At 69.3% G+C, this 13,526-nt stretch carries 13 protein-coding genes; 10 read left to right on the forward strand and 3 right to left on the reverse strand.

What is annotated here, in order from left to right; all coding sequences use genetic code 11:
* Positions 1-10 precede the first annotated feature (10 nt).
* Positions 11-415: a lytic transglycosylase domain-containing protein gene (locus VGV37_RS25200; protein ID WP_326882552.1), complete on the forward strand. Its 405-nt coding sequence runs from the start codon at positions 11-13 to the stop codon at positions 413-415.
* On the opposite strand, the gene VGV37_RS25205 is transcribed toward VGV37_RS25200, so the two are convergent.
* From VGV37_RS25205 to VGV37_RS25215, 3 genes are read right to left on the reverse strand one after another with little or no spacing between them, the layout of a single operon-like run.
* Positions 392-1,606 carry a CCA tRNA nucleotidyltransferase gene (locus tag VGV37_RS25205; RefSeq protein WP_326882553.1) on the reverse strand — a complete coding sequence of 405 codons (1,215 nt, stop codon included), beginning with the start codon at positions 1,604-1,606 and terminating at the stop codon, positions 392-394. The genes VGV37_RS25200 and VGV37_RS25205 overlap by 24 nt on opposite strands.
* The gene (locus VGV37_RS25210; RefSeq protein ID WP_326882554.1) at positions 1,603-2,265 is read right to left on the reverse strand and encodes a CoA pyrophosphatase; all 663 of its coding nucleotides are present in this window, start codon (positions 2,263-2,265) and stop codon (positions 1,603-1,605) included. The genes VGV37_RS25205 and VGV37_RS25210 overlap by 4 nt, the downstream gene beginning before the upstream one ends.
* The gene (locus VGV37_RS25215; RefSeq protein WP_326882555.1) at positions 2,214-2,759 is read right to left on the reverse strand and encodes a DUF1285 domain-containing protein; all 546 of its coding nucleotides are present in this window, start codon (positions 2,757-2,759) and stop codon (positions 2,214-2,216) included. The genes VGV37_RS25210 and VGV37_RS25215 overlap by 52 nt, the downstream gene beginning before the upstream one ends.
* A 132-nt stretch (positions 2,760-2,891) precedes the next feature.
* On the opposite strand from VGV37_RS25215, the gene VGV37_RS25220 reads away from it, so the two are divergent.
* From VGV37_RS25220 to VGV37_RS25260, 9 genes are all read left to right on the forward strand, one after another.
* Complete coding sequence (locus tag VGV37_RS25220) at positions 2,892-3,905, forward strand: MoxR family ATPase (RefSeq protein ID WP_326882556.1); 1,014 nt, start codon at positions 2,892-2,894, stop codon at positions 3,903-3,905.
* 8 nt (positions 3,906-3,913) lie between these two features.
* Positions 3,914-4,816 (forward strand): DUF58 domain-containing protein, encoded by a 903-nt coding sequence (locus VGV37_RS25225; protein ID WP_326882557.1) that lies wholly within the window; start codon positions 3,914-3,916, stop codon positions 4,814-4,816.
* Between the two features lie 3 nt (positions 4,817-4,819).
* Positions 4,820-7,549 carry a DUF4159 domain-containing protein gene (locus tag VGV37_RS25230; protein WP_326882558.1) on the forward strand — a complete coding sequence of 910 codons (2,730 nt, stop codon included), beginning with the start codon at positions 4,820-4,822 and terminating at the stop codon, positions 7,547-7,549.
* A complete protein-coding gene (locus tag VGV37_RS25235) occupies positions 7,546-9,645 on the forward strand; it encodes a hypothetical protein (RefSeq protein WP_326882559.1) in 2,100 nt (699 codons plus the stop codon). The genes VGV37_RS25230 and VGV37_RS25235 overlap by 4 nt, the downstream gene beginning before the upstream one ends.
* Positions 9,646-9,756: 111 nt before the next feature.
* Entirely contained in the window at positions 9,757-10,464 is a 708-nt protein-coding gene (locus tag VGV37_RS25240) for a pirin family protein (RefSeq protein ID WP_326882560.1), read from the forward strand.
* Between the two features lie 28 nt (positions 10,465-10,492).
* Positions 10,493-11,443, forward strand: coding sequence for a glutathione S-transferase family protein (locus tag VGV37_RS25245; RefSeq protein ID WP_326882561.1), 951 nt, complete (start codon positions 10,493-10,495; stop codon positions 11,441-11,443).
* On the forward strand, positions 11,440-11,934 hold the full coding sequence (locus tag VGV37_RS25250; protein ID WP_326882562.1) for a TspO/MBR family protein: 495 nt from the start codon (positions 11,440-11,442) through the stop codon (positions 11,932-11,934). The genes VGV37_RS25245 and VGV37_RS25250 overlap by 4 nt, the downstream gene beginning before the upstream one ends.
* A gap of 9 nt (positions 11,935-11,943) precedes the next feature.
* Positions 11,944-12,162 (forward strand): DUF2842 domain-containing protein, encoded by a 219-nt coding sequence (locus tag VGV37_RS25255; protein ID WP_326882563.1) that lies wholly within the window; start codon positions 11,944-11,946, stop codon positions 12,160-12,162.
* 98 nt (positions 12,163-12,260) lie between these two features.
* A partial coding sequence (locus VGV37_RS25260; protein WP_326882564.1) for a HAMP domain-containing protein occupies positions 12,261-13,526 on the forward strand: 1,266 nt, incomplete at its 3' end.

Raw genomic sequence — 13,526 nt, forward strand, 5'->3', positions numbered from 1 at the left:
TGGAGCGAAGATGAGCGTTCCGTTCCTCGCCTGCATGGTTGCCGCCGCGTCGTTCCATCACCTGCCGGTGCAGGCGCTGGCCGCGATCCAGTCGGTCGAGGGCGGGATCGTCGGCACCGTCAGCGCCAACAAGGACGGCTCGGCCGACCTGGGCCTGATGCAGGTCAATACCCAATGGATCCCGGCCGTGGCGCGGGCAACGCGCACGAATGAGGCGGTCGTGCGTACCAGGCTGGTTCAGGACGGCTGCTACAGCGTGAAGGTCGCGGCCGCCATCCTCGACCTCTACAAGGCCGAGGCGCACGGCAACATCCTGGAGGCGGTGGGCTTCTATCATTCCCATACCCCCGACCTGAAGGTGGCCTATCAGACCAAGGTTCTGGCCGCGGCGCTACGCTTGCGCAAGAGCGGCTAATTCCGTGAGCCGGTCCAGGCAGGCCGCGCGATCGGCCCGGAAATCGCCCTCGATCCACCATTCCTCGACCAGGCGCAGCAATCGACCGACCGCAGGGCCGGCCTCGATCCCGAGTGCCGTGACGTCGCGTCCGCCGATCGGCAGCGCGGGGTTATCCCAGGCGTCAGCCAGGGCCAGCAGCGGGCGGGCCCGTTCGGGCTGCCCCCGACCGGCGGCGGCGAGCAGCGTAAAGTCGCGATAGAACCCGACGCCCAAGCGGTAGAGTGCGGTGCGCTGGGATCGATCCCCGGCCGCGAGATCGATCGCATTCGTGCCCGTCAGCGCGACCAGCCGATCCCGGTCTGTCGAGGACAGGCGCAATCGTTCAGCGACGGCCGTTCCGGCGCCTGTGTCGAGCAAGGCCGCCAGCCGCCGGATCGGATCGGCGGACGGTTCGATCGGCACGAGGGCCGCCAGCCGATCCAGATGGAACGGTCCCGGCAGATAGGCCGCGAGCACCCCGTCTTCGGTCATCAGTCGCGCGGTCGGTGTCGGATCGGTCGCGCCCAGCAGTTTGCGCGTTTCGGTCTGCAGCCGTTCGCCGGCCAGCCGGTCGATCCGGTCGGCGCGCCGGCGGCAGGCGGCCCGCGCCTCCGCATCCGGCGTGCCGCGCCCGTACCGCGCTTGGAAGCGATAGAAGCGCAGGATGCGCAGCACATCCTCGTCGATGCGCTGCAGCGGCGCGCCGACGAAGCGGATGCGTCCGGCCAGACAATCGTCGAGGCCCCCGACGGGATCCCAGATGCCGCCGCTGCGGTCGAGATAGAGCGCGTTGAGCGTGAAATCGCGCCGTGCGGCATCGGCCGCCCAATCGTGGGTGAAGGCGACGATGGCGTGGCGCCCGTCGGTCTCGACGTCCCGGCGCAGGGTCGTGACCTCGACCACGGTGTCGTCGGCCAGGATCGCCGTGATCGTGCCGTGGCTGAGCCCGGTCGGCACGGTCCGGATGCCGACGCGCTCGAGCCGGGCCAGGGTTTCGATCGGTTCGAGCGGCGTTGCCAGGTCCAGATCGCCGGGCGGCAGCCCCAGCAGCGTGTCGCGTACCGCGCCGCCGACGAAGCGCGCCTCGCCCAGCGTATCGAGCAACGCCGCCATCGCCGGCTGACGCAGCCACGCCGGCGATGCGATCCGTCGCGCCGGCCCGTCGCTCATGGCGGCAGGGCGGCCTGCAGCAGCAGCGCCAGATTGACCAGCATGCCGGCGGTGGCGCCCCAGATGTAGCGGTCCTGATAGGGCAGCACGTAGAAGAACCGTTCCCGACCCTGCCATTCGCGGCTGTGCCGTTCGTGGTTCGCGACATCGACCAGGAAGGCCAGCGGCACCTCGAACACCTCGGCGACCTCGTACGGATCGGGGACGACCGGAAACGGCGGCTGGATCAGGCCCACGACCGGCGCCACCTCATAGCCGGTCGAGGTGATGTAATTGTCGAGCCGGCCCAGCACGCGCACGAATTCGGGCGGCAGGCCGACCTCCTCCCGGGTTTCGCGCAGGGCGGTCGCGATGGCGTCGGCATCTTCCGGCTCGGCCCGGCCGCCGGGAAAGCTGATCTGTCCGGCATGGTCCTTCAGATGGGCGGTGCGCTGGGTCAGCAGCACCTGCAGGCCCTCGGGCCGCTGGATCAGCGGCACCAGCACGGCAGCCTGGGTCGGCGTGCGCGGCGGCACGAAGCCCGGGTTCAGATCGTGGTCGCCGCGCGGCCGGGTTCCCGGCGGGCGGGCCAGCACTTCGGCCAGACGGTCGACGACGAAATCCGTCGTCAGGTAGCGTCCGTCAAATTGCCCAGGGGAAAGAATTTTCCGTTGCTCCACACGCCGAATTGAGGCTCGCCGTCGATCGTGGCCTCGTGTCCCCGCTCGATCAGATGATAGAATACCGAGCGCAGAAGCAATGCTTCAAGGCCGGGCTTGACGAGGATGTAGGGGCTGGGCTCTCCGGTCGCCGGATCCGTGGCGACACGCAGGGGATGGCTTTCGCCCGCGACTACCCTATCATCCAGGTTCGTCCTGAACGTGAGGTTTTGGTCCCTGCCTTGTCCCTCCGCCTCCAGTTCCACCGCCACGAAGGGGGCGTCCTCGACCTCGATCCGGCCGCGCTCGGCCGGGGTGACGAGCCAATATTCGCCGTCCGCCTCGCGGCGCAGCACCGAGGCGAACAGCTTGACCAGCGGCAACCGGCGGATCGGCGATCCGTGATAGTACCAGGTGCCGTCGCGCGCGATGCGGATGCTGAAATCGCCGCAGCTGTCGATGATGCCGGGTGCCAAGCCGCCCGCGGCCGGCGCCTCGGTCCTCGTCGTCTCCATGATGCCGTTCCTTCCCGAGGTCTGTGGCGTTACGCCGCCCCATTGCCTAGCATGATTGCAGTCGCCGCATTTCCGACGACAATCGAGCCCATGATCCGGTCGCGTCCGTCGCGTCCCTAGGAGCCAACGCCCGTGAGCCTTGATCCGTCCAATCCGACCGCTGCCGAAGCTGCCCATCTCGTCAACGAGATCGAAGCGCTGGGGCACCGCCTGAGTTCCGTGCGCGAACGGATCGGCCGAGTGATCTTCGGCCAGCGCGACGTGATCGATCAAGCGCTCATCACCCTCCTGGCCGGCGGGCACACCGTGCTGGTCGGCGTGCCCGGCCTCGCCAAGACCCGCCTGGTCGAGACATTGGGCACCGTCCTGGGGCTCGACGATAAGCGGGTGCAATGCACGCCCGACCTGATGCCGGCCGACATCCTGGGCTCCGAAGTGCTGGAAGAGGCGGAGAACGGGCGACGGTCTTTCCGCTTCCTGCCCGGTCCGGTTTTCGCCCAGTTGCTGATGGCCGACGAAATCAACCGGGCCAGCCCGCGCACCCAATCGGCGCTGCTGCAGGCGATGCAGGAGCAGCGCGTCTCGGTCGGCGGCCAGTATCATCCGCTGCCGCGCCCGTTCCACGTGCTGGCGACGCAGAACCCGATCGAGCAGGAAGGCACCTATCCGCTGCCCGAGGCGCAGCTCGACCGGTTCCTGATCCAGATCGACGTGGGATACCCGGACCTCGAGGCGGAGCGGCACATGCTGCTGGCCACGACCGGCGCCGTCGAGGCGAAGGCCGAGCGCGTCATGAGCGCCGACGAATTGATGGTGGCCCAGCGCCTGATCCGGCGCGTGCCGGTCGGCGAGAGCGTGGTCGAGGCGATCCTCGATCTGGTGCGGGCGGGCCGGCCCGAGACGAGCGACCTGGCGGAGGTGCAGCGGTCCGTCGCCTGGGGGCCGGGACCGCGCGCCAGTCAGGCGCTGATGCTGGCGGCGCGGGCACGTGCCGTACTGGATGGCCGCCTGTCGCCGTCGATCGACGATGTGGCCGCACTCGCCGGGCCGGTGCTGCGCCATCGCATGGCCCTGAGCTTCGCGGCACGGGCCGACGGGATGACACTCGGCCGGGTGGTCGACCTTCTGGTCGAACGGCTCGGCTGACAGTCAGCATGGCCGCTCTCCGCTCCCGACACGAGGCCGAGGCGCTTGCCGCCCGCCTGCCGCCACTGATGGTGCAGGCGGAGCGGGTCGCGGCCACCGTGGCGCAGGGCGTGCACGGCCGGCGGCGCGTCGGATCGGGCGATTCCTTCTGGCAATTCCGCGCTTATGTTCCGGGCGATCCGGTGACGCGCATCGACTGGCGCGAGACCGCGAAGTCGGAACGCGCCTACGTGCGCGAGAACGAATGGGAAGCGGCCCAGAGCGTCTGGCTGTGGCACGACCGTTCGCCGTCGATGAACTGGCGATCCGATCGCAACCTGCCGACCAAGGGCGAACGGGCGTCGCTCCTGCTGCTGGCGCTCGCGGCTTTGCTGGTACGAGGCGGGGAGCGGGTGGCCCTGATCGGTGCGGGCCTGCCGCCGGCCCATGGCCGGGCGGTGCTCGATCGGTTGGCGCTGACGATCGAAAGGTCGGGCGAGGCCATCAGCGGCCTGCCCAGGGTCGAGCCGATCCCGCGCCACGGTTCGGTCGTGCTGATCGGCGATCTGCTGGCGCCACTCGACGAATTGCATGACGTGCTGACCGGCTACGCGGCGTCGGGCGTCCGGGGGCATCTGCTGCAGGTGCTGGATCCGGCGGAGGAGAGCCTGCCGTTCGAAGGCCGCGTGCGGTTCGAAGGCATGGAGCGCGAAGGCCCGCTGGTGATCGCGCGGGTCGAGGCCGTGCGCGATGAATACCAGGCGCGGCTCGCGGCCCATCGCAACGGCCTCGCCGCTCTGGCCCGAAATCACGGCTGGTCGTTCGGGCTGCACCGGACCGACCATCCGCCGCATCAGGCGTTGCTGGCGCTCTACGGCATGATGTCGGGCGGGTTGCCGCCCGGCCATGACGCCGCCAAGCGGGGGGCCTGACCGATGCTGGGCCTGGGCGCTTTCGGTTTCGCCGCTCCCTGGCTGCTGGCGGGCTTCGCCGTGCTGCCGGTGCTGTGGTGGCTGATCCGCGTGACGCCGCCGGCGCCGACGATCGTGAAATTCCCGGCGATCCGGCTGCTGATGGGGCTGAAACCGGCCGACGAGGCGCCGGCGAAGACGCCACTCTGGCTGATCCTGCTGCGCCTCGTCATCGCCGCCCTGCTGATCGTCGGCCTGGCCCATCCGCTGCTCAACCCGACCGCCACCCTGCCGGGCAGCGGTCCGGTGATCCTGGTCGTCGACGATGGCTGGACCGCTGCGGCCAACTGGGCCGAGTTGCAGCGGCGGGCCGGGGAGATCATCGACCAGGCCGACCGGGCGGATCGGCGCGTCGTGCTCGTGACCACGGCGGCCGGCCAAGCCGTCGAGCCCGTCACGCTGCTGCGCGCGGCGGATGCCCGCGGCCGCATCGCCGGCCTGACGCCGAAGCCGTGGCCGGTAGATCGCATGGCGGCGGCCGGCCGGATCGGGACGCTGGCAGCGCCGGGCGACGCGACGGTCTTCTATCTGGCGGACGGCATCGACGACAAGGCGGCCGTGACCAAGCTGCTGGAGACGCTGCGCGGGCTCGGCCAGGTTCGCCTGGTGGTGCCGGACACCCAGCATCTGGCGCGCCTCATCGAACCCGGCCCGGCGGAGGCGAAGGATCTGACCGTGCGGGTCGAGCGGGCGGCGCTCGGCGAGGCGCCGACGGTCCGGCTGCGCGCGACCGGGGAAGACGGCCGGCAGATCAGCGAGGCCGAAGGCCATTTCGCCGCCGACCGCAACATTCTCGACATTCCGCTGCCGATGCCGAGCGAGTTGCGCAACCGGGTGGGGCGCATCGAGATCGAGGGCGAGGCCTCGGCCGGCGCCACCGTGCTGGTCGACGAGCAATCGCGCCGGCGCCCGGTCGGCATCGCGACCGACCGCCCGGCCGACAGCAACCAGCCCCTGCTCAGCGATACCTATTATCTGGAACGCGCGCTGACGCCGTTTGCCGAACTGCGGCGCGGCAGCGTCGCCGATCTGCTCGATCGATCCCTGACCCTGCTGGTGCTGCCCGACGGCGATGCCGGACCGCCGGAGGAGGGCCAGGCACTGCGCCGCTGGCTCGACGGCGGCGGCGTGCTGCTGCGCTTCGCCGGTCCGGCGATGGCCCAGCGCGAGAATGACGACTTGCTGCCGGTCATGCTGCGCCGGGGTGGCCGCACGATCGGCGGCGCCATGTCGTGGGAAAAGCCGGCCCATCTGGCGGAATTTCCGGCGGGCAGTCCCTTCGCCGGGCTGGCCGTGCCGCCCGACGTGACGGTCGACCGGCAGGTGCTGGCCGAACCTTCGGTCGATCTCGCCGCCCGGACCTGGGCGCGACTCAGCGACGGCACGCCGCTCGTGACGGCCCAGCAGCGCGGCAAGGGCTGGCTCGTGCTGATCCATACCAGCGCCAATACGGGCTGGTCGAACCTGGCGCTGTCGGGCCTGTTCGTCGACATGCTGCGCCGCCTGGTCCTGCTGGGACAGGGTGTCGAGGGCACCGGCGATGCCGTCCTGCCGCCCTGGCAGGTGCTGGACGGGTTCGGTCGCCTGACGCCGCCGCTTGCCACCGCCCAACCACTCAATACCGCGGAGGCGGCCAAGCTCGCCCTGGGCCCGACGCATCCTCCCGGGTTCTACGGAACCGAGGCGACGCATCGCGCGCTCAACCTCGGCCCGTCCGTGCCGTCCCTCGCCGCCTTCGGCCCGCTGCCGGTCGGCGTCGCCGCGGAAAGCTACGCCCGCGCGCCCGAGATCGACCTGCGGCCGGGCCTGCTCGGCGCCGCCTTGCTGCTGGGCCTGATCGACATCGTGATCGGCTATGGCCTGCGCGGCCTGCTGCGGCCGCGCCGGGCGGGGCTTGCCAGTCTGTTCGTCGCCCTGGCGCTGGGCGTCGGCCCAGCCCATGCGGCACCTTCTCCGGCGGCGACAGGCCCCGATGCCTTCACGATCGAGGCGACCAGCGAGCTGCGGCTCGCCTATGTCACCACCGGCGATGCCGAGGCCGACGGCATCAGCCGGTCCGGTCTGGTCGGGCTCGGCAACATCCTCAACCGGCGGACGGCGGTCGAGACCGGCGACCCCATGGCGGTCGATGTCGAGGCCGACGAGCTGATCTTCTTCCCGCTGATCTATTGGCCGATCACCGGAACTCAGAAGCCGCTGTCGCCGACGGCGGCGGAACGGGTCAACCGGTACCTGGCGACCGGCGGCACGATCCTGTTCGATACGAGGGACCATGGCACGAGCCTGCCCGGCGCCTATGGTGCCGCCGACACGGCACAGCGGCTGCAGACATTGCTGGCCGGGGTGAAGATCCCGCCGCTGGTCTCGGTGCCGCCGGACCATGTGCTGACCAAGTCGTTCTACCTGATGCAGGATTTCCCGGGCCGGTGGATCGGCGGCGCACTGTGGGTCGAGCCGGTCGAGGATCGTACCAATGACGGCGTCTCGACGGTGGTCGTGGGCTCCAACGACTGGGCCGGCGCCTGGGCGGTCGACGCCCAGGGCTTCCCCAGCCTGCCGGTCGTGCCGGGCGGCGAGCTGCAGCGCGAGCAGGCCTATCGCTTCGGCGTCAATCTCGTGATGTATGCGCTGACCGGCAACTACAAGGCCGACCAGGTGCATGTGCCGGCGATCCTGGAGCGTCTTGGCCAATGACCGGCTACGGCATCGCCTTCGCCCCGCTGCTGCCCTGGGTGCTGATCGCCGTCGCGGCCGTCCTGGGGCTGGCGATCCTGGCGTTCGGCTTCTGGCGGCGGGCGCGCGGCACGCTCTGGCGCCTCGTGGCGCTCGCGGTCCTGCTGGCCGCGATCGCCGACCCGTCGCTGATCGAAGAGCAGCGCCAGCCGCAGAAGGACGTGGCCCTCATCGTCAAGGACGTCTCGCCCAGCCAGTCGATCGGCGACCGGCGGGCGGCGACCGATACGGCGGTCAGGGCGCTGCAGGATCGGCTGGCGGCCTATCCGGATCTCGATGTCCGCACGATCGAGGCCGGCGCCAGCGATCCGGCCTCGACCGGCGACCATGGCACCGAGCTGTTCGGTGCCGCCCAGGCGGCGCTGGCCGACGTGCCGCCGCAACGGGTCGCCGGCATCGCCATGGTGACCGACGGCCAGGTCCATGACACACCCCCGGCCGACCGGTCCGGCCTGACCGCGCCGCTCCACGTGCTGCTGTCGGGCCATCCTGACGAGGGCGACCGGCGCATCGTCGTCAGCCAGGCGCCCAGCTTCGGCATCGTCGGCAAGGAACTGGAACTGACGCTGCGCGTCGAGGATCTGGGCGGCACCGCGGCCGAGCGCCAGAGCTATCCGCAACAGGCCCGGGTGACCGTGCGCAAGGACGGCGGCGAAACCCGGACGCTCAACATGTCGATCGGCCATGACGTCAGCCTGCCGGTCATGCTCGACCATGGCGGTCAGACCGTGTTCGAGGTCGAGGTGGCGGCGGGCCCGCACGAGCTGACGCTCGACAACAACCGCGCCGCCGTCGTGGTCAATGGCGTGCGCGACCGGCTGCGCGTGCTGCTCGTGTCCGGCGAGCCCCATGCCGGCGAACGGACCTGGCGCAACCTGCTGAAGGCCGATCCGTCGGTCGACCTGGTCCATTTCACCATCCTGCGTCCGCCGGAAAAGCAGGATGGCACGCCGATTCGCGAACTGTCGCTGATCGCGTTCCCGATCCGCGAACTGTTCGAGGTCAAGCTCGACGAGTTCGACCTGGTCATCTTCGACCGTTACCGGCGGCGCGGCGTGCTGCCCGCGACTTATCTGGAAAACATCGCCCGCTACGTGCGCAAGGGCGGGGCCTTGCTGGAGGCCGCCGGCCCCAGCTTCGGCACGGCCACGACGCTCTACCGGACGCCGCTGGGCGCGGTGCTGCCGACCGAGCCCTCGGGCGAGGTCTACGAGCAGGGCTTCAAGCCGAAAGTCACCGAGCTCGGCACCCGCCATCCGGTGACGGCCGACCTGCCTGGCGCGCCCAAGGACCCGAACGGCGAGCCGACCTGGGGGCGCTGGTTCCGCCAGGTCGAGGCGACGGCGCATCACGGCCAGACGGTCATGACCGGCCTCAACGGCGCACCTTTGCTGGTGCTGGACCGGGTCGGCGAGGGTCGGGTCGCCCAGATCCTGTCGGATCACATGTGGTTGTGGACCCGCGGCTTCGAGGGCGGCGGCCCCCAGGCCGAACTGCTGCGCCGCCTGGCCTATTGGCTGATGAAGGAACCGGATCTCGAAGAGAACGACCTGCGCGGCACGATCGAGGGATCGCGCCTGACCATCGTCCGGCGCACGCTGGCGCCCGACGACCACGCGGTCGAGCTGACCCGGCCGGACGGCAAGACCGAAACCGTGACGATGACGCCGGAGAGCGGCGGCCGATCCGTCGCGGTCGTGCCGATCACGGCCAGCGGGCTCTATCGCATCAGCGACGGCACGCGCACCGCCATCGCGGCGGCCGGCGCGCTCAACCCGATCGAATTTGCCGACGTGCGCACGATCCCCGACAAGGTGGCGCCAGTGGCGGATGCGACCGGCGGCAGCGTCAATTGGGCGGGGACCGGCACCAGCCTGCCGGACATCCGCCGGGTGGCGCCCGGGCGGGATGCCGCCGGGCGGGACTGGATCGGGTTCCGGTCGAACGGCGACTATGTCGTGACGGGGCTGCGCGAGACGCCGCTGATGCCGGCGTGGCTGGCCCTGTTGCTGACGCTGGGCACCCTGATCCTCGCCTGGCGGCGCGAGGGGCGCTGATCAGGCGGTTTTGCCGAACAGTCTGTTCCCGATTCGTCCGATTGTCCGAAAACCTTGAACGGCCCATCTTCCAGGTCAGGGAAATTCACCCAAGCCCGAGAGGAAAACATCATGATCCAGGTCACTCCGTTCGAGCGGCTGGGCGCGTTCAAGAACGACTGGCTCGATGCCCATCACCACTTCAGCTTCTCGTCCTATTACGATCCCGAACGCATGGGCTTCGGTCCGCTGCGCGTGTGGAACGACGACCGGATCCAGGCGGGGACCGGCTTCGACATGCATGGCCATCGCGACATGGAGATCATCACCTATGTCCGCCGCGGCGCCATCACCCATACCGACCACCTGAAGAACGTGGGTCGGACCGAGGCCGGCGACGTGCAGGTCATGTCGGCGGGCAGCGGCATCATGCATGCCGAGCATAATCAGGAGAGCGAGGCGACCGAGCTGTTCCAGATCTGGATCGAGCCGGCACGGCGCGGCGTCGCTCCGGCGTGGGCTGCCCGCAGCTTTCCAAAGGACGAGCGGGCCGGTCGCCTGCTGGCGCTCGCCTCGGGCCGTCTCGCCGACGAGGGCGTGCTGCCGATCCACCAGGACGCGACCCTGTTCGGCGCCAGCATGGCCGCGGGCCGCGGGCTCGAGTTCGATATCGAACCGGGGCGCATCGTCTATCTGGTACCGTCGGCCGGATCGATCGTGGTCAATGGCATCGCCGTGCCGAACCGGGCCGGCGTCGCCATCACGGACGAGACGAAGCTGACGATCAGCGGTCCTGACGCGTTCGATCTGGTCCTGGCCGATCTGCCGGGTCGCGCCTAGATCCTTTTGTATCGACCGGGAGAGCACCATGGGCATGTTGGTCGAGGGCGTCTGGCACGACGTCTGGTACGACACGGCGAAGACCGGCGGCGCGTTCAAGCGCGCCGACTCGGCGTTCCGCCATGCGGTCGGCGCCGCGCCGGGGGCGCGCTTCCCGGTCGAGGCCGGCCGCTATCACCTGTTCGTCTCGCTCGCATGCCCCTGGGCGCATCGGACGATCATCTTCCGCAAGCTGAAGCGGCTCGAGCAGGCCATCTCGATGAGCGTGGTCGATCCGCTGATGCTGGAACAGGGCTGGCGCTTCGCGGAAGCGGACCCGCTGACCGGATCGCAATTCCTGCACCAGGTTTATACGACGGCCGTGCCCGACTATACCGGGCGGGTCACCGTGCCGGTGCTGTGGGACAAGCAGGCGCGCACCATCGTCAACAATGAATCCGCCGAGATCATCCGGCTGCTGAATGGTCCGCTGGCAACGCTCGGCGATGCTTCCTTCGACTATTATCCGGCCGACCTGGCGGGCGAGATCGACACGCTGAACGCGCGGATCTACGACGCGGTCAACAATGGCGTCTACAAGGCCGGCTTCGCGACTTCGCAGGAACCGTACGAGGCCGCCTACGGCGCGCTGTTCGCCATGCTGGACGAGCTGGAGGACCGGCTTGGCCGCGGGCGCTACCTGTTCGGCGACCGGTTGACCGAGGCCGATTGGCGGCTGTTTACGACGCTCGTGCGGTTCGACCCGGTCTATCACGGTCATTTCAAGTGCAACCGCCAACGGCTCCGCGACTTTACCAATCTCTGGGCCTATGTGCGGGACCTCCATCAGATGCCGGGAATCGCCGAGACCGTGAGCCTGGACCATATCAAGCGGCACTATTACGTCAGCCAGCACACGGTCAATCCCAGTGGGATCGTGCCGCTGGGGCCGGTGATCGACTTCTCGGAACCGCACGGCCGGGCGCGCCTGTCGGCGTGACCGGCTTCACCGCAACCCGGCGACAGGGGGCGCTCGTATTCCTGGGCCTGCTGGCGGCGGTCTTCGTCGTCGGCGGCCTGGGTGCATTCGCGACCTTGCCGCAGATCCCCGGCTGGTACCGCGCCCTGGCGAAGCCGCCCTGGACACCGCCCGACTGGCTGTTCGGTCCGGCCTGGACCGTCCTCTATATCGCGATGGCCGTCGCCGCCTTCCTGGTCTGGCGACGTCCGGCGCAGGCCGCGCGCAGCCGGGGCCTATGGCTCTGGACGGCGCAGCTGATCGCGAATGCGCTGTGGTCGCCGCTGTTCTTCGGGGCGCACCGCCTGGGTCTCGCCCTGATCGACATCGCCGTCCTGTGGCTGCTGATCGTGGCGACCATGGTCGCGTTCCGGCCGGTGCGTGGACTGGCGGCTGGGCTCCTGGTCCCGTACCTGCTATGGGTCACGTTCGCGGCGGCGCTCAATGCCGCGATCTGGCAGTTGAACGGGTAAATCGGCTTCATGCGCCTGCGCATTCTCTTCGGTACGCTCGGCCTGATCTTCGGGCTCGGCCTCTATGCCCTGCTCGTCATGCGGCTCGCGATCGCGGTGCTGCCGGACAACCAGTTCGTCCAGGCGGTCTTCTATCTGGTGATGGGCTCGATCTGGGTCTTCCCGGCGGCGAAGCTGACCAGATGGATGCAGGACCTGCCGCCGGTGCCCGACCGCTTCGGCAACTGAAATCGTCGGTTGTGACGTCCGCAAACATGAAGTTTTAAGATATTTATGCGGACCTTCCTGCTGCGACCTTGAGAACGGTCGACCCAGGAGGCTGCTGAATGTTTCGTTCGCTCATCGATCTCAAAATCCGGACCAAGATGATCCTTGGTCTCGGCATCACGATGGTTCTGATCGTGGCCATGGCGGTCGTGGGCTTGAGCGGATTCGGAACGGCCCAGCGCAATATCGGCCGCATCGACAGCGCCTTCGCCGTCGCGACGGCAACGGACCAGGCCTTGCTGGCGCTGCGCGGCGCGTTGATCGAAGAACAGCACATGCTGCTGGCGCAGAAATCGGACGAGGTCGCGAAGGCCCAGGAGAGTGTCGCCGGATTCGCCGCCGATGGCGCCAAGGCCATCGAGGGCGCCCGCGCCCGCACCGACGATGCCGGCTTGGCCCAGACGCTCGACCAGGCGCGTGACGCCTGGGGGCAATTGGCCCCGTCGCTCGACAAATTGGCGGATTTCCGCAAGAAATCGCTCGACGCGCGCAACGGCCCGTTCCTGACCGCGAATACCCAGATCCTGCAGTCGCTGCAGCAGGCGCTCAATCAGGCGAAGCTCGACAGCCCGGTCGCGGTCGAGGACCTGAACAACGCCCGCGATCGCTTCGGCGAGCAGCGCGTGAGCGTCATGCGCTATTTCGCGACCGGCGACGCGACCCAGATCGCGCTCGCCAAGCGGGCGACCAGCTTCATCGTTGAATACATGAATTCCGCACGCTCGCTCGCCGGCGAAGGGCCGCTCGCCAAGTCGATCGACGAGGCGACGGGCAAGGTCAAAGGCTACATCGACCTGGCCGACACGGTCGTGGCACTGAACAAGGCGACGGCGGATCAGTCGGCCTCCCAGGTCGAACCGCTGCGCGTGAAGCTGTCCGAACTGCTGGATGGCGTCACCAAGGGCGCGGCGCAGGTCGCGGGCGACGAGATGGGCGCCGTGACGCACGCGACCGGCCGGGGCGGCAGCGCCCTCGGCTGGACCGCAGCGGCGACGCTCGTGCTGCTCATCGCGGTGGGATTCGGCATGACCTGGTTCATCGCGCGGCCGCTGATCGGCCTCAACGACGTGATGCAGCGCCTGGCCGCCGGCACGCACGATGTGGAGATCCCCTCGGTCGGTCAGAAGGACGAGGTCGGCGACATGGCCCGTACGGTGGAAGTGTTCAAGACCAACCTCGTGGATACCGACCGGCTGCGCCGGGCGCAGGAAGCGGCGAAGGCGCTGGCTGAGGGCGAGCGCCGGGCGGCGCTGGCGGTACTGGCCGACGGGTTCGAGGAGAGTGTGAAGGGCGTGGTGACGGCGGTATCGGCCGCCTCGGTCGAG

It is taken from the genome of Aliidongia sp. (assembly GCF_035943795.1).
In the GTDB taxonomy this organism is placed as follows: Bacteria; Pseudomonadota; Alphaproteobacteria; order ATCC43930; family CGMCC-115725; genus Aliidongia.